Below are 17,408 nucleotides of genomic sequence, written 5' to 3' on the forward strand. Positions count from 1 at the left end.
GCTTTAATTCTAGCTCAACTTCTGTTGAATTACAGAATAAATATATTTCATATCGCATATTGCGATATGAAATATATTAAGTAATTGTTGCTGTAAATTATTGTTTTTTAGTGGACAAATTTGTAATATTGCATATTGCGATATGAAATATTTTTAAATATGTCAACAACAAAAACTAATTTAAAGCCTCAGGATATAGTAATATTACTAAAGATAATAGCTTTAGAAAACAGAGAATGGTTTCAGGACACATTAGCTCTCGAGCTATATATGAGCCAATCGGAAATCAGCCAGTCATTAAACAGGTGTAAGTATGCCCTGCTTATTGACAGCTCAAAGAAAAAAGTGAACAGAATGGCTTTTACCGAATTTTTATTTTACGGATTGAGGTACGTTTTTCCTCAGCAACCGGGACCCGTTGTAAGGGGGATTGCAACTGCACATTCCGCAGCTCCCATAAACGAACATATCAATGCAGATGAGGTTTATGTCTGGCCTTATGCAAGAGGCAACATAAGGGGACAGGCAATTGAGCCTCTGTATCCGACAGTAGTGGACGCTGCTCTAAGGGATTTTGCTTTCTACGAATTAGCCTCTTTAGTGGACAGTCTGCGGGTGGGAAGGACAAGAGAAAGGGAAATAGCAAAAGAAGAATTAAGAAAAAGAATTTTATGATAAACAAGCAGATCAATTTAGGAGTGGTTGGAGAGGTAGCTGCAGGACTACAGGAATTAAGGGAACGGGTGGTATTTATTGGCGGGGCTGTTATCAGTTTATATACGGATGATCCCGCAGCGGACGAAGTAAGACCTACCAAAGATATCGATATGACTATAAATTTAGCCAATTTCAGCGAATGGGCAGCCATGCAGGAAAGATTATCCGACTTGGAATTTTATCCGGATCCTCAGGGCAAATCTATCGTCAGCTATCAGTATAAGGGAATTGCTATTGACATAATGCCTGCAGATGACAGTGCGATGGGGCCGTCAAACCGCTGGTACAGGCCAGGTTTTAAAAATCTTCAGGAAGTAGTACTGGAAAATGGATTGGAAATAAGAATCCTGCCGCCTCCATATTTTCTGGCAACTAAATTTGAAGCATTCAATGATCGCGGACACGAGGATTACTATGCCAGTCCTGATTTTGAAGATATAATCTATTTTCTGGACAACAGAACTACCATAGTTCAGGAAATATCAGAGTCGGATGCGGAAGTAAGGGATTTTTTGAGAGAAGAGCTGACAAAACTAATTAATCATAAACAGAGTGATGAATTGCTGTCCATGCACATTAGCCGATATGTAGTCGACGAAAGGTTCCCAATGCTTTTGGAAAAAATAAACCTGATCCTGGCATAAAAAAGTTTCAGCCGGCGTAATTATTTAAGAAAAGCGGCAAATTCAAGGGCTGCGAAGAGCAGCAGAAATATGGATGACAGATATATTTTATCTGCGCAGAATTACTGCGCAGTGGCAATGCTATCTTTGGAATACGAAAGGCAGGAAAAAGCAATAGGATGTAAAGTTTAATCTTGAAGTTTTTTAAAATTCACTGCTGTTTCTATTTTTTACCTAATGTATAACCATCTAACAGTACAAAAAATGAATTTAAATAACCGTTTGTCAGATCTATTTTTAAATGATGCAGCTGATTATTTGAACCGATATCAGAACTTAAAAGAAAGTGCGAGCCACACCGGATTAAGAAGCAAATTGCTGGTTGATCTTCTTTTTGCGCTGGAATGCTCTCTAAAATCTTTAATTTTTTTAGAAAGTAATCTGGACAGTAAAACAACCTATAAAGAGATTAAAAGTATCGGGCATTCGATAGACAAATTGCGCGAGAGGTTAAGCGAAAACAGCCGTATGGAGTTTACCAAGCTTGTCAATATTGACTTGTCGATTTATAAAGTATTTAACAGATACATGCTTGAAAGTGAACTTGTTTTTAGGGAAGAATCGGGCGTCCTTGGACGAAAATACTACGATTCTATTGCTGATCCAGCATGGATGGAATCCCTATTTCAGCAGATAAACCTGTTCAAGGAGTATGTTTCAAGCAGAGGCGGGACAGTATTTGAAATTTTTAATATTGCTGATGTTGACATTGAAGTCGAGCAGATGAAACACTTAATGTTAAAAGAAATTATATCAAAATAGTCTGTGGATGAAAGGTTTAAATTATAATGAACTGCACTTGTTTGGAATTGACATGATTTTCAATGACTTAAACAATTATCAGAATCTGATAGAAAGCTTTTTAGAAAAACAGAAGCAGCAGGTTGAAAAAGATTTTAATGAATCAGACATTGAGGCTGAATCCAAAAAGGCCGACGAAAATTCAGATGCATATTATCTGCATTTAATAGATTTTTATTCGGAGAGGCATCATGAAATTGCACGATTGTTTCCCCATAATTTTAGGGCATCTTTTTTAACTCAGACAATCTCTGTCATTGAATCGGAGCTCAAGAAGATATGCGATCATTTTGGCAATCATAAAAGACAGCTCTTTAGAATTGATGATATGAAAGGGACAGATGATCTGGAAAAATGTAAAGATTATTTAAAGAGAATTGCTGCTGTAAGTTTTGACGACCTAAACGTGCATTGGCAGTACATAAAGCATTGTAAAGGTCTCAGAAATAAAATTGTCCATCAGGAGGGAAGGGTAAAAATAAGCGATCATAGTTTAGTTAATTTTATAAGGAGCTGTCCGTCGCTTGAAGTGGAAGCCCGTTCTTTAAATTCCAATGACCATATTTCATTTGTCATTGCTGACAAAATATTAATAGATAATCTCCTGACTGCCTCCAGGTCTTTCTTTATTATACTTTTACGAGAAAAAATAGTTTATTCTGATGAAGATGAAAGTTTAAACTTGTGAAGACTTTTCCATGTAATTCTGATCAAACAGATGCATCAGTGATTTTTAAAATCAATGAATAAAATCATCAGGCCTGTAAAGATTTTGCATCAAAAAATATAAGACGAATATTTTACTGTTTTTAAAGCAGTACTTCTTAAAAATTATCATTGTTAGGATTTGATCTATAATTTTTAAAATAAAGAGTATTAATACCTGTAGGATGTAAATTTTTAATTTACTTAATTGCACTGCAATTTATTATTTCGGAAATATGATCAGCACTTCATATTATTATATAGATGAATCGGGAGCAATTGATAACAATTCCAAATTTTTTATATTGAGCTGTTACAAAACCGACACCCCTGAAGAGGTCAGATCTGCTGTAGAAAAATTGTATAAAGATATTCTAAATGCTCCAATTTTCGCAATTGAGCGCAGAGAGCTCATTAAGCAGAAAGGATTTCATGCATGTGTTAATCATCCGGACATAAAATCTAGATTTTATAACCTAGTTGCAGTGCTGAATATCAGATGCTACGTACTAATGCTGAAAAAGGATTCAGATTTATTTAGAAAAATGAAAGAAAACATGTCCTCTACAGAAATTTACAATGCCTGCATTTCTAAATTGCTTTGTGACAGATTAACCAAGACTAGAAATGACAACAACATAATTATTTTTGAAGAATACGGCGGTAAACCTAAAAAATGGCTTGCAAATGTTGAAGGTGTTGTAAAAGATATCTGCAGGAGGATTGATGAAAAGTTTGCATCAAATATCAAATGCACTGTAGATGTCCATGATAAATCTGATGTAAATCTCTCAGTGATCGATTATATTAATCATATCTTTGTCCAGATTTTCGAAAAAGAAAACCTGCAGGCTCGAATTTTAGATAATTTTACAATTATAGAGCCTAAAATTGCATTAATATATAAAATGGATAAAGATCATTTTTTTGATAAAAACAAACGAATTGATGTTTACAAATATTGAGTTGCTCGCAACAGTAAATTACTTGAGTACGAGTCGTATTCGCTTAAAATTAGATCACTAGTTCACCTTACTAAACAGAGCAACTCTTTATATGTATAATCCATCAGAAATAGAAAATTTTGAAATGCTGAGTTCCTATCTAAGAACTACACCAGAGAATCTCAGCAAGTTTGTCCATGGTGCTCGCTACGTAATTGATTTCAGTGACCTTGGTTCTCTTAATGCTATTCCTAAATTTTCGGAAGATCAAAACAGAACAGATTTCCAGAGATTCTATATACCGAAAAAGAATAAAAAATTAGGTTATAGAATTATTTACAAGTCCTTTCAGCAGTTCACAAAAGATATTCTTAAAGTACTGAATTTCAATCTTAAATTAATTTATACCCCAAATGAATATGTTCACGGATTTATAAATGGGAGAAATACAAGATCCAACGCATCTGCACATCTGGGAAACCAATTTTTATTGAAGCTGGACATTAAGAACTTTTTCGAATCTATAGAAATAGATTCTGTTGAGGAGGCATTTTTATCTCTTGGCTTTATGGAGTCTATTGCGGCAGACCTTGCAAAAATCTGTACTTTAGATGATAAGGTTGTTCAAGGATTTCCAACAAGCCCAGTTGTTGCCAATATTGTATGTGATGCAATGGATATTGAAATTCAAAAACTATGTTCGCACTATGATGCCGCTTATACAAGATATGCCGATGACATAAGTATTTCAGGAAACGGCATTCTGCCACCTGTTCATGAAATTTCTTCAATTTTAAATAATTACAATTTTAAGCTTAACACTAAGAAAACACAAAGGTTCAAGCGCGGACAAAATCTGTATGTCACCGGACTTTCCATAAGTGATCAATCATACCCGCGAATTCCCAAAGCAGTAAAGAAGCGAATCAGGCAGCACCTTTATTACATAAAGAAGTTTGGATTTCATTCACATATCTGCAGATTAAATGGTTTTAGCGAAGATATAGAGAAAAGCAGCACTAACTCACTAATTAGCCACTTGGAAAATTATTTGGAAGGATGGATCAATTATATGAAGCCTATCGAACCGGATTTGGCAGAGAGTTTTCGGCTTCAATTAAATGAAATAAAAGAAATTCATTATGCGGATTTGAGAAAAATGCTCAAGCAGAGCAATGGGGTGTTCAACATAAGATTATAATCTAAACGGGTAGATCAACAGGGCAGCTAACATATTTTGCAGTTCTATCCATAACATTCGGACCTAAATCTGCAGATTTTGATTTTGCTTAATTTTTGGTTATTTAAAAAGTAGTGTTCCAGAGTTCAGCCAGAAAGATTTTTTGCAAATTCCTATTAAAATTTTTGCGAAGAGAACCATGAAGTCCAAAAATTGTAAGTTTGTAAAAACCATAAAGATCAATCGATGAATTTAGATGATTTAAGACAAGCCCAGGTAAGATATTTAAAAAGAATCGACCGAATAATTGAGGAAAGAGAAAATCTCCATAAAATTCGATCTCAATTTATCAAGTATTTTAAGTACAGCCGTATCCATGCTATGCAGATAGATGAGTTTGTCCTTGGCAGGCCTCCCGTACCGGGAAGTTATAATTTCTGCTACACCATTGAGAGAGAGCTGGACGGTCTTGGACGTATAATCGGTGCTAATGCCTTTAAATTTGGGGTTTATTATGGAAAGATAAAATCTGATAGTGAAATTAAATATCGTTTTGCAAAAAAATATGGAAATAACCATGCAGCCGCGTTTGAAAATGTTCGTACAAAGATTTTGGAACTTCTGGATTCTGGTGCTGTTCAGGATTTTAACGCAATTGCTAGAAATCATCTTTCGCCTATGTTTAAAGGTAAGATTCTCAGCACTTACTTTCCAGATATTTACCTTAATGTTTTTTCGCCGGAACACTTGAATTACTTTTTAATTAAACTGGATTTGGATAATAAACTGCTAATTAAGCAAGACGCAGTTTTTAAGCGTAATGCATTACTTGAGTTTAAAAATAAAGATTTAATAATGCGTCATTGGCCAGTTGATATTTTTGCAGATTTTTTATACACTGAATATCCAGGCCGACCTTTTACTAAAACTAATGAAAATGAAGATTCAGCAATACTTCAAGACTATCTTGACCCTCAATTTCCTTCAAATCCAGAAGCATCCTTTATTGAATTGGGAATAATGCCATCGAATTTCTCTCTGCCAATTGCACCTGGGAAAAAAGTAAAGATAAAAGGGAAGAAAAATTATGAAGCAGAGGGGAGAAGACTTAGAAAGCTGGGTGATCGAGGTGAAAAGATTGTAATGGATTTAGAGGCTAAAAGATTGAGGGAGGGCGGCAGGATGGATTTAGTTGAGCTAATTGACAGAGTATCTTTAAAATCCGATTCTTATGGCTACGATATTCTTTCCTACGAACTTGATGGAAGAAAAAGGTACATTGAAGTTAAAGCCACTACAGGCGAGAAGGGTGATGCTAACTTTTTCCTTTCTTCAAATGAGCTGCAAGTGGCAGAGGTAAGTGAAAATTATTACATATACATGGTTTATGATGTAACAACGAAATCTCCAAAAGTCTGGCCTATTCCAAACCCATTTAAAACGCCAAACGACGGAGTAAAAAAGACAGCAGTTACATATTGGATAAATATTAATACTTCATTAAAATTATAAAACAGTTATAAGCAAATTATAGTGGTACGACGCAAATTTAAATGCTGTGTCTGTGTAGAGCAGTAAACTCAAACCTAGCTCCAGCAGCGTCTATGAAATGTAATTTTGCTTTTCAATTTTAAGGCATAAAAAATGACTTTGAGCAATATCCTGTCATCCCAGTGGTCTATAATAACATTAATTTCGCCGGATTTTACCAGGCAACCACATTGTTTTATTTAAAAATATATTTTAGCATTTTAAATTAAGATGGCTGGCAAAGAATTTTTAATTATTAATTATGGATTTAGCCACTCTCTATCAGGTTTTGCAAGTAATCGGGCATTATTATAAGCCCAATCTAAGGGCAAAATAGTATTAGCCCTATATACTTCTCCTTCGTTAGCAACTACAAGCGCAACATCTGCATTTTCTGCAGTCGTAATACATAATGGAAGTAAAAGCTGTATCGAATCAGAATAATATTGAGGTATCGCAGTTTTGTAATTTCTTCTAATTCTTGTCAAAGCAGATTCTATTGAACTTTTTACCCTTTCTACCTGCTGAGGTTTACTTAGGTCACGGAACTCTTTTGGAAATCTTTTCTCTCTGTCGTCAATTATATGTTCATAATCAGGGATTAATCTTTTGGCTGAATCATATATTAATTCCGCCGCATTCTGAAAATAATTAGCCAATTCAGGCTTTTGAGCAAAATTATTCATTAGACGATTACTTTCCCTATCAAAACATTTAAAAATCCATGAAGGCTGTTTTAGGTACCCATCATTTTGTCTGATATTGGTAAAATTATCTTTGTGTTCGAAATATGCAAAAATTTCTTCCTGCTTAATTGTCGCTAATCCTGTATTTATGCAGGCAAATTTTAACTCGATACCTTTTTCATTCTTAGATGCGTATTTTATTTTACCTTCTTTCTGAAGTCTTAAAAATGTATAAGTTATGTAACTTTCTAAAACAGGAAATTCACCAGTCTTGTTATTTATGTAATCCCAGTTGCCGTCCTCTTGCTGGGCGTGAATTGTCGCGAGGTCATTAATGGAAGATGCCCAATCTTCAAAAGTTGCAAATTTTTGAAATGCTGTTCGAGTGTCTCTTAATACAATTTCCTTCGCTTGCAGCCCTTTATCTGAAATACTTGGCAGAAATTCAACCTCAAAGCCAATCTCTATTTTCTTAAAGCCGGTGCCTAAAACATCACTATGATGGATGAAGTATTTCTCATCATTTGTTGTGGTCTTTATGAAACCATATCCCAAATCAAATTGTTCGATTGTGCCAATGCGTCTGTCATTAAGTCTAATTAAAATTTTTCGCTGAAACACCTTTGGAGCTTTTTTCGATTTCAAATTCAACAACTTCATTTTCTAACAAGATTTTAGCTTCACTATGAATCTGAGAAAAATGTATGAATACCTCTCTGCTGGGTTCTTCTGTGGTATTAATTTTGCCAAATCCTTTTTGGGTATTAAAAAAAGATACTTTGCCTTTCATTTTTCTAAGTTTAGGTTATTTGGCACAATATATTGTAAAAATAATTTTTGCAAATACGTATTTATACCTGATTTACAGTGCAGATAAAATAAAATCTTTTAAACTTTATAAAAGTTTGGGTATTTTAAAATTTTCCAATTTAATTATTTGATACTTATTTCGGCAATGCTTGATTTTGCTGAGTTTTTACTTTTGCAGAAAATGATTTCCATTGATTCTGACATGAAAGTCATAATTGCGAAATTCTAGTGCATTTCGTTTTTTTTGCGAAAAAAATATATAGCCAAAGCACGATAAGTCAACACAACATTTCCTGTGGTGTAGATTGGCGGTTTGGACAATGATATTAATCAAAATTATGATAAATCAGCAATTTGTACTCTTTTCTTCTGTTAGATCAATGAGCTGATGCAATTCTGCTTCAGGTATCATAATATTTCCTCTGCCGTTCTCAAATACTTCTAAATAAGGGTAATTTAAAGGTTTTATATAACTAAGGGGAAATGGATAGTTTTTTAGAACCTTTTGCAGCTGGTAGCCTACTTCAACTCCTCCCATTTTTGGATTGTATGTAAATACATCCTTAATTAATTTTTGAAAAGCTTTTAACTCAATAGCTGATTCCCCTGTAGAACGAAAATATATGATATCCGGATCCGCATAATATGAATCTGCCTCAATTAGATGAGTAAATAATTTAGTGCTGGGATCAATGCTGTATTCAAGATTATAGAGCCATGCAAAGTTCGTCAATATATCATGTATTGGGTTCCGATAGCTATAGATGTTTACATCTTTAGGATAGGATATAATAACATTTAATCTAAACTTTTTCATTTTTTTTTTCATACTACTTTTTATTTCCAACTATTTCAGTGATTAATTTAGGTAAGGAGTCTAATAATTCTGTATAGCGCTCCAAAATAACATTTATATTTTTAGTCATGTGAACAACTGCGATTTCAATACCAGCAATATCATTTAAGCAGGCAGTAATGCACTTGGCAAGTGGAAGAGTGCTTTGTTCGAATCGAAAATGTGCCAGGTGCGTTATAGCCGGTACAAAAAAATCATCTCGTAACTTAAATGGATTATATCTGCCGGCCTTCATGTAAGGAGCAATTTGCGAAGCATATAGAACACCTAATGGACCTGTCCTTTCATCTGTAAAAATATTTACACCTTCCTTTTCGTAATTAAGATTATACATTCCATATTCTGCCAGAAATTCCTGCAGATGCTGATTGAAAGACTGAACATGTTCCGATGTGCTTTTCGTATATGAATTGAATTTTTCACCAATCAGATTAAATTGATGCTCCATTATTGCAATATGGCCATGGGTATAATTTGATATGTTTATCACGTCGCCGTAGGCTTTTTCTTTTTCTGCCTTACTAAAGAATATTCGTTTGTATTGTGGTTTTGAGTTATTTATTTCAATAAATTTTGTAAGTTCATTTTTGTCTAATGATTTAAAGACGTCGCCTTTCACATTTGTCATTGCCTTTATTTCAGGCATGGATAGCTCTGTAAGGCTTAAACGGTCTTTAAATTCAATTAGATCTGTCATTTGCTGCTTTATAAGAACTTCTGTAATCCTAAGTTCAACAACCCATCGTTCACCACTTCTTATAGTGGCACTTCTCTTGTTTATCCAGTCGATTAATCTGTTAATTGCAATTCCTAAAAAGAGAGTGACAATAGGTAAAATATACTTGGCCCAATCTGTCCCATTTGCTGGCTCTTTGAGCAGTATTATTTCAGTGGTTTTCTTTGGATTATGCGTAGCAAGCAGTGGGGCTGTTTTAATAGCAGCACTAATTGTATCTCTTTTAGTATCTGGAGCGGCAGAATGTGAAATTGTTTTATTTGGGTTAATACCTTTATTTTCCTCTGCGCTGCAGATTGCTGATAATAATAGAAAAAATACGATTGGTAATTGTTTTTTCATAAAATCCTATTTAATACAATAATACAATTTTTTGAAATATTATTTCAGCAACAGCGATTAAACAAATCGACAATATGGAAAATATAAAATGATTCTGCCTTAAAAAAGTTCTATTGGGAAGTTGCTATTGATTGTTTAGGATGGTAAAAAGAATATTTATATAGAAATTTAAAATGCATTAACATATGAAATCTAACAAGAAAAATGAAATGTCAAAATTGCAAAAGACGGTTTACCCCAAAGCAGAAATTACTGTGGGTAATGTTAGATTAACTTTAGAGGAATTTAGAAAATGCGAAGGATTTGCAGATGTTTCAGATGCGGACGGAGAGGAAATAATTGAAAGTTTATACAGGTTTTCTTTGATCGCATTTAACTACAAAGATACAAAATAATATAAAAAATTATATGAGGTTGTGATCGCTCAAGATTCGAAACTAATCTTGACAGTACTGATTTTGCTGAGTTCTTAATTTTGCAAAAAGTTCTGTACGACGATTTTGACACGAAACAGAAACTTGAGAAACATCGCAAATTCACTTTAGTTTTTTGTGTGAGGAAAGAATTAAGCCCGGTTTTTATAAATCGACCTACAGTTTTGTTAGATAGATTTTTGAAATGTGAAATTCAGTATAAATACGTGCTCGAAATAATTATAATAATCATTAATTTGTTTCTTATGGTTTTCCGTAATTGACCGATAATAATTTTTCCGTATTTTGCTTGTGAATTGACGTCGACAGTAATAACAGTCAATAATTCTAATTCAGATTGGTTCGCAACCGATATATTTTTTTAATCTTATTAAAACCCGCACTTCGACAAAATAATTACCTATCTTTTTTAATAACAACAAATTTATAATACCCAGAAGTATCTTATGAAACTAAATCTATTTTTAATTTTTACATTAGTTGTAGTAACCATCAATGCTCAAAATCGAATGGATGACGCGTTGCCAATAATAACAAAAAAAAGTAGCGCATTAATATTAGCTACCGGTTGGTTAAAAAACTCTTCTGGACAATGGATAAGTGGAAAAAATAAAATACCACAGGATCTAGGTGAGAATCAGAAGCTTTTAGGTAACTATGAGTCGTACGGTTTAGGTACTGATAATTTTATTTCAATTGAGATAAAAGATGTAAAAATAGTTGATAGCACATACGCGATTATAATTAAAAAATACAGAGATGGCTTTTACACCTATAGTTCAATTCAAAAAGGCTGGAATAATAAAGTTAGTTGTAAATACTATGTGGTATCTAAGGCAGAACTAGCTAAAGCATACAAGTTAACTCCTGATTATCTTAATAAAACAACAGTTAGGATATTATACGAGGGAATTCTGATGTTTATCAATACCCAAACTTTTAACGACAGAACTATATCAAAAGATCTTGCTTCTAATATTAAAGAGAATTCAAATCATCGAGATTTTTTTGAACATAAATTAGGTTTGAACATCTATTATTTTAAAGCAAAAAACCTTGTACAATTTTACCTATACGATGCCAATTCTTATAGTATGGACATGGAATATGAAGATGATGAAAGTCAGAAAGGTAAAAAGTATTATGAAACGGACGCCGTTACTTTTAAAAACTTTCTGAACTTCTCAATTCTTTAGTTTTTTTGTAAGTTTCATTCATCTGGCCGTCGATTAGATAATATACGTTCTGTCGTAATAGCCTTTTTTAATTGAGGAAATCTGTTATACTTTAAACTGCGTCCATTAGAAATTACAGTAAATGATAATTTAGGAAAATTCGTATGTTTTTTACAGCCTGTTTTATCTATTTTTTATTTACGTTGTGATGTAGACCCGAAAAATATAAATAGAAAAATGCAGATTAGATATAAATTGCTTTAATGATTCACTTTAATTCAAGATAAGCAATAGCTTTTTGCGTATTAAAAAAACGTTTACTTTTAATAAATAACATAAAAAGATTCTGTCGCATGTAAAATATAACTTTTTATCTTTGGATTAAAAAAACTTTTAAATGAATACCAAACGTTATTGTTACCCCAAAGCTATCATTCTTCAGGCAGTCTATTTCAAATTGAGATTTACATTGAGTTATAGGGATGTCGAGGAAATAATGAAAATGCGTGGGATACAAGTGGATCATTCGACAATTCAGCGCTGGGTATTTAAATTTACTCCCATGATTGAGTCTGAGATGAAAAAGAGAAAGAATAGAGTAGGAGTGAGCTGGAGGATGGATGAAACCTATATAAAAGTTAAAGGTATTTGGTGTTATTTATATCGGGCTGTTGATAAATCAGGTAACACAGTAGATTTTCTTCTGACCAGAAGAAGGCAGAGGATGAGTGCTCAGTCTTTTCTAATTAAGGCGATCCATAATAACTGCCGGCCAAGGGTAATAAATATAGACAAAAGTGGCTCGAACACCAGTGCAATAAGAGTTTATAACAAACGCTCCTTTTCGAATATAAAGATTCGACAATGTAAATATCTCAACAATATAGTTGAACAGGATCATCGTTTTATTAAGTGGAGAATACAAAATAGTTTGGGATTCAAAAGTTTTGAATCTGCCAAGAGAACCTTGGGTGGAATGGAAGTTGTACATATGTTGAGAAAAAATCAGATGCTTAAGCCAGGGATAAGCATGTTTAAATCATTTTGTAAATTGGCTGCATAATTTTGAGATCGTTGATTTCCCTTTGAATTAAATACTAGATGCGACAGAACCTTTATTTTTCTGTCTTAGTTCTTTTATTAAATCATCTTTCTGTTTAATGATTTTTTCATATTCATGAATAAGTTTTTCAGGAACAGTAACGAATCTTAAAATATTGTCTGATGATATTTCCCCACTATAATTTAGGCCCTCGTTAAATAAAACTGCAATATTTGTCTCCAAAATTTTGGCAATTTTTTTTATTTCTTCAGGCGAGAAGTTGATTTCGCCTTTTTCTCTTCTGCAATACTGCGATTGTTCCACTCCTAACTCGTGTGCAATAAAACTTTGAGATAATTTTTTTTCCAACCTGAGCAACTTTATCATTTTATTCAATTTCATATTATCAAATAGTGTAATAGTTTAAATTAAATCTTAGCCGAAATGCTGTATAAAACTATAGAGGACAGTAACTCATTTATATACTCACTTATGTGATATAATTTTTGTTAATTTTTTTATGGATATGTGATTTGCACATTTTATGAAAAAAGAAATTATTGTTTATTTGGTCTGTAATTTCTGACTCAGAAATGTTCAATAGCGCTGTTGAATGTATTTGAAGAGTCGAAATTTTCTATTTATTAATTAGAACCTTTTTTATGAAAAAATTATTATTTACATTGTCACTATCAATGTTAGCTACTGGTCTTTTTGCCAATGAATCTTTGGGGAACAGAAAGATATCTGATGCTAATAGTTCTGAAATTCAGTATTTTGAAAATGGTTATGCCATCACTTATGGATGTACGGTTTACATCGCTTGGCACGACAGTCACGGAAGCTATTCTAATACTTGGAGCTTTCCTAATGTTAACACTCTAAGTGGCTGCCAGCAAATGCTGCAAGAGCTTTTAGATGTTTTGCAAGCAACAGAAGTGGTTGAACTTCCAGCTTTCCCTGAGGATCCTAATGGAGAACCACCTGTTCGCTTTACAGAAGAAGAGACTAACCCTTAAGCTTTAGAGAATTATTAGGTGGAACAAAAAAATACGATTTAGAAGTACTGCTAAATCGTATTTAAAAAAATAAATAGATGAAAAATTTAGGTTTTGCAATATTTTTGTTTTTTGTACTGTCAGTAAAAGGACAGGTTAAAAATATAGCAGTTGAATACACTTTAAATGTCTCTACAGGAAACTTTATTCAAAAGAAAGTATTGACGGTTTGTACAAAGAGTTTATCCATTTCAAGAACTTTAGCAAACAATTCTAAAGCTGGGATTCAGACAGATGAAAACACTAATTCAATTAATATTACCGAAAAGGAACTTGACACGTATGAATCAGTAGATCTGGTTAACGACAAAGTGATATCAATCGATAATATAAAAAATAAAAATTATAAAATAACAGAGCAGCTTCCTGAAATGAAGTGGAAACTTTCAAATGATGGCGAGGTCAAGAAAATAGATGCATTTATTTGCAGCAAAGCACTTTTAAACTTCAGAGGGCGTAGCTATGTCGCTTGGTATGCACCTTTTATTGCTGTACCTTTTGGTCCTTGGAAATTCTACGGCCTTCCGGGGCTTATTCTTGAAATAAGTGATACAGCAAATAATTATCATTGGACTGTGTCAAAAATTTCTTACCCTTCTGCGACTGGTGTGGATTTAAATGTTTTAGAAAAACAGAATGCTAAAGATATAACTCTGAAAGGATTTGTTGAGGAGATTGAAAATCAAAAGCAGATCATGTACGCGCGAATTATGAAAGTAATGCCCCGCGGATCAACTATGGAGAAGGGAACAGATATTAGAACCAGCGTAGAGTTAGTGTATGACTGGGAAACCGAAAAGAAAAATAAATAGACAGCTTGAATATAAAATGCAGCATTTTTAGATTTTTGTTGTTGTTTAATATTTTGACAATTAATTTTCTAAATTCTCAAACCTCGATATCGGGAATAGTACGAGATAAAGATTCGCTACCGATTTCATTTGCCAATGTATTTATTAAATTACAGGGTGGCAATTCTATTGCTGCGTTTACCCATACTCGTAAGGATGGACGTTATGTTTTAGATGTTCAACAGTCAGGCATATATGAAATAAACTTCACAGCAATTTCGTATAAAGCAACCTTGTTTAAATTGTCAATCAGTGCTGGAGAAAAATATACTCAAAATGCAATTCTGTACGATGAAACAACCTTTCTGGATGAAGTTGTAATTAAATCTGAAAAAGCAATTGGAGTCAAAAGTGATACCATTACAATCAATGCCAAAGCATTCGCACAGGGTAATGAAACAGTGGTGGAAGATCTACTAAGAAAGATACCGGGGCTTAATATATCAGAAAACGGAACCATTAAAGTCGGCAATAAAGAAGTTGAAAAGGTAATGATAGAAGGTGATGATTTTTTTGAGCATGGCTATAAAATGCTTACCAAAAACATGAATGCTTCAGCAGTTGATAAGATCGAGATTTACAAAAGATATTCTAATAACAGGCTGCTGAAAAATATAGAGAATAGTGATAAAGTAGCTTTAAATCTTACCTTAAAGGATGACATAAAAGCTCAATGGTTTGGTAATATGAGCTTAGGTTATGGCGTGGTCTCTGAAAACAGATATGATGTTAGAACCAATGTGATGTCATTTGGTAAAAAAGCGAAGTTCTATTTAATAGGCAATCTTAATAATGTTGGGGTAGATGCCGTAGGAGATATAAACCATATTATACGCCCTTCCAGTACTGATGATATCAGCAGTATCGGCGATTATGAGAATTCGGAATCATTACTTACGCTGAATTCCTCAAAACCTAATTTAAGAAGCGAGAGAACAAATTTTAATAATGCTGAATTAGCATCATTAAATTCCATATTCACCATTTCACCGAAAATAAAATTAAAGGTAATTGGTTTTTTCAATTCAGATGAGAATAATTTTTATAGAAGTACCATAGACCACTATCATTTTGGTGAAACCAACTTTATCAATTTTGAAGATTACTTTTTAAGAAAGAAGATTAACGTTGGTTTTGGGAAAATCAATTTTAATTATGATATCTCAAACAATGAGTCATTTGAACTTGTAGCGAAATACAGCTCTGAAGTTGCAAATACAAAAACAAATTTGACTTTTAATGACGAGAAATCAAAAGAAACACTTGATGAAAATAGGAATCTCAGTGATTTAAAAACTGTTTACACTAATAAATTTAGAAATAATAAAGTTTTAATTTTTACCGGCAGGTATATATCTGAAAAGACTCCTCAAGATTATTTCAATAATGTATTTCTTTTTCAGGACTTGCTTCCGGATGGTGTTTCGGCAAATAATTTAACTCAGGATAGCAACGATAAAATGAAGTATTTTGGTTTCGATGCTCATATATTTGATAAAAAAGAAAGAGGCAATTTGGCTGAATTTAAAGTAGGATATGAAAACAGGATTGATTATTTCAATTCGGCTTTGCAGTTTTTAGAGGATAACACCACTATAGTTTCCCCTGAAGGCTATTCTAATGATATAAAGTACGGGGTGCAGGATCTGTATTTGAAATCGAAATATAACTATTTTTTTAAAAGGCTTAGTATCGAAGGAAAGTTAGAGTTGCACCAGATATTCGCTGGTTTAGCGGGTACGTATGATTCTAAAAAAAGCGACCGATTTTACCTGAATCCCTCATTGATTGTAAGCTGGCAGATTGATAAGAATAATAAAATCAGTGCTTCCTATTCATATAACACCACAAATGCAAAAATTTTGGATGTTTATGACGGATATGTGCTCACCAATTTTAAAACCTTTCAAAAAGGAACGGGTAATTTCAATCAACTTGATTCCAATGTTCTGTATGTAAAATACGGATTGGGAAATTGGGAAAGCAGATTCTCTTCAAACGCCTCTTTATATTATTATAAAAACTTTGATTTCTATTCTACAAACGCTTTAATTCAGCCTTCATATTCTAAACTGGAAAAAATCATTATAAATGATAGGTCAATGGTAAGGGCTGATGCTGATTTAAGTTATTTTTTTAACAGTATTTCCTCAAATTTAAAAATTGATGCAAATTACTCTGTCAGTAATTATAAAAACATAGTTAACGGGAGTGAATTAAGAGAGGTAAAGTCAAAAGTCCTCGTTCCCGGAATTGAATTGCGGTCTAATTTTAAGGGATTTTTAAATTATCATTTGGGAACCAAATGGACCGTCAACGAAATTACGACGTCAATTGTTAATAAAACTAAAGATAATCTTTCATTCTGCGATATTCTCTTTAGTTTTTCGAAAAAATTTAATGCCGATTTTCAAGCAGAGAGATACTATTTTGGGAATTTATCAGCTCAGAATAGCAGGTATTATTTTATAGATATTAAAGCCAATTATAAGTTAAGCGGAAATAAAGCTGTTTTTTCCTTATCTGCAAATAACTTACTTGATACAAAGGTATTCAGGCAGTCGTACATAAGTGATGTGTTTGTATCAAAAACAGAGTACAGGATTCTACCCAGATATATTCTCTTAAAATTAGATTACAGATTTTAGCTTATATTTTAATAAGTTTTTGGGTTTTCTGTCAGATACTTTTTTGATTAAAGAATTCAAGAAAAATTATTAAAAATGTTTTGAGCCAATCGACTCTGGTAAAAATAATATTGGTTTGCTTTCATTACGGATAATATTGAAAAATCTACTCTTGAGTGTACAGTATTCTGCATGGTGGATATGCTAACGAAAAATGGAGACAAAGATGAG

The 17,408-nt window shown here is 32.9% G+C and carries 18 protein-coding genes; 13 read left to right on the forward strand and 5 right to left on the reverse strand.

The features are described from left to right. Nucleotides 1–159: 159 nt before the first annotated feature. The 7 genes from QE431_RS04625 to QE431_RS04655 all read left to right on the forward strand — a co-directional run bounded on the left by QE431_RS04625 (nt 160) and on the right by QE431_RS04655 (nt 6,542). On the forward strand, nt 160–675 hold the full coding sequence (locus tag QE431_RS04625) for a hypothetical protein (RefSeq protein WP_307293096.1): 516 nt from the start codon (nt 160–162) through the stop codon (nt 673–675). Beyond that, nucleotides 672–1,361, forward strand: a complete 690-nt coding sequence (locus tag QE431_RS04630; RefSeq protein WP_307293098.1) for a nucleotidyl transferase AbiEii/AbiGii toxin family protein — start codon at nt 672–674, stop codon at nt 1,359–1,361. The genes QE431_RS04625 and QE431_RS04630 overlap by 4 nt, the downstream gene beginning before the upstream one ends. Nucleotides 1,362–1,604: 243 nt before the next feature. Further along, nucleotides 1,605–2,162: a hypothetical protein gene (locus QE431_RS04635; protein WP_307293100.1), complete on the forward strand. Its 558-nt coding sequence runs from the start codon at nt 1,605–1,607 to the stop codon at nt 2,160–2,162. A gap of 7 nt (nt 2,163–2,169) precedes the next feature. Continuing rightward, complete coding sequence (locus QE431_RS04640) at nt 2,170–2,889, forward strand: hypothetical protein (protein ID WP_307293103.1); 720 nt, start codon at nt 2,170–2,172, stop codon at nt 2,887–2,889. Nucleotides 2,890–3,142: 253 nt separating this feature from the next. Next, a complete protein-coding gene (locus QE431_RS04645; RefSeq protein ID WP_307293106.1) occupies nt 3,143–3,871 on the forward strand; it encodes a DUF3800 domain-containing protein in 729 nt (242 codons plus the stop codon). Between the two features lie 91 nt (nt 3,872–3,962). Continuing rightward, the gene (locus QE431_RS04650; protein WP_307293107.1) at nt 3,963–5,051 is read left to right on the forward strand and encodes a reverse transcriptase family protein; all 1,089 of its coding nucleotides are present in this window, start codon (nt 3,963–3,965) and stop codon (nt 5,049–5,051) included. 225 nt (nt 5,052–5,276) lie between these two features. Then, nucleotides 5,277–6,542, forward strand: a complete 1,266-nt coding sequence (locus QE431_RS04655; protein WP_307293108.1) for a DUF3883 domain-containing protein — start codon at nt 5,277–5,279, stop codon at nt 6,540–6,542. 278 nt (nt 6,543–6,820) lie between these two features. Here the strand turns inward: QE431_RS04655 and QE431_RS04660 are convergent, their stop codons facing one another. The 4 genes from QE431_RS04660 to QE431_RS04675 all read right to left on the reverse strand — a co-directional run bounded on the left by QE431_RS04660 (nt 6,821) and on the right by QE431_RS04675 (nt 9,990). After that, entirely contained in the window at nt 6,821–7,867 is a 1,047-nt protein-coding gene (locus QE431_RS04660) for a DUF3825 domain-containing protein (protein WP_307293110.1), read from the reverse strand. Further along, nucleotides 7,842–8,036, reverse strand: coding sequence for a cold-shock protein (locus tag QE431_RS04665; RefSeq protein ID WP_307293112.1), 195 nt, complete (start codon nt 8,034–8,036; stop codon nt 7,842–7,844). Before QE431_RS04665 ends, QE431_RS04660 begins: the two co-directional genes overlap by 26 nt. A 366-nt stretch (nt 8,037–8,402) precedes the next feature. After that, nucleotides 8,403–8,885, reverse strand: coding sequence for a hypothetical protein (locus QE431_RS04670; protein WP_307293114.1), 483 nt, complete (start codon nt 8,883–8,885; stop codon nt 8,403–8,405). A gap of 1 nt (nt 8,886) precedes the next feature. After that, the gene (locus tag QE431_RS04675; protein WP_307293116.1) at nt 8,887–9,990 is read right to left on the reverse strand and encodes a hypothetical protein; all 1,104 of its coding nucleotides are present in this window, start codon (nt 9,988–9,990) and stop codon (nt 8,887–8,889) included. 185 nt (nt 9,991–10,175) lie between these two features. Between QE431_RS04675 and QE431_RS04680 the strand changes: the two genes are divergently transcribed. From QE431_RS04680 to QE431_RS04690, 3 genes are all read left to right on the forward strand, one after another. Then, on the forward strand, nt 10,176–10,385 hold the full coding sequence (locus QE431_RS04680) for a hypothetical protein (protein ID WP_307293118.1): 210 nt from the start codon (nt 10,176–10,178) through the stop codon (nt 10,383–10,385). A 485-nt stretch (nt 10,386–10,870) separates the two neighbouring features. Continuing rightward, the gene (locus QE431_RS04685; RefSeq protein WP_307293119.1) at nt 10,871–11,620 is read left to right on the forward strand and encodes a hypothetical protein; all 750 of its coding nucleotides are present in this window, start codon (nt 10,871–10,873) and stop codon (nt 11,618–11,620) included. Between the two features lie 376 nt (nt 11,621–11,996). Next, complete coding sequence (locus QE431_RS04690) at nt 11,997–12,662, forward strand: IS6 family transposase (RefSeq protein WP_307293121.1); 666 nt, start codon at nt 11,997–11,999, stop codon at nt 12,660–12,662. A gap of 27 nt (nt 12,663–12,689) precedes the next feature. On the opposite strand, the gene QE431_RS04695 is transcribed toward QE431_RS04690, so the two are convergent. Continuing rightward, on the reverse strand, nt 12,690–13,043 hold the full coding sequence (locus QE431_RS04695) for a helix-turn-helix transcriptional regulator (protein WP_307293124.1): 354 nt from the start codon (nt 13,041–13,043) through the stop codon (nt 12,690–12,692). A gap of 281 nt (nt 13,044–13,324) precedes the next feature. Between QE431_RS04695 and QE431_RS04700 the strand changes: the two genes are divergently transcribed. From QE431_RS04700 to QE431_RS04710, 3 genes are all read left to right on the forward strand, one after another. Continuing rightward, a complete protein-coding gene (locus QE431_RS04700) occupies nt 13,325–13,660 on the forward strand; it encodes a hypothetical protein (RefSeq protein WP_307293125.1) in 336 nt (111 codons plus the stop codon). 77 nt (nt 13,661–13,737) lie between these two features. Continuing rightward, nucleotides 13,738–14,511, forward strand: a complete 774-nt coding sequence (locus QE431_RS04705; protein WP_307293131.1) for a GLPGLI family protein — start codon at nt 13,738–13,740, stop codon at nt 14,509–14,511. Nucleotides 14,512–14,564: 53 nt separating this feature from the next. After that, a complete protein-coding gene (locus tag QE431_RS04710) occupies nt 14,565–17,198 on the forward strand; it encodes a carboxypeptidase regulatory-like domain-containing protein (RefSeq protein WP_307293133.1) in 2,634 nt (877 codons plus the stop codon). Nucleotides 17,199–17,408 lie beyond the last annotated feature (210 nt).

The sequence above is a fragment of the Flavobacterium sp. SORGH_AS_0622 genome, assembly GCF_030818825.1.
Lineage (GTDB): Bacteria > Bacteroidota > Bacteroidia > Flavobacteriales > Flavobacteriaceae > Flavobacterium.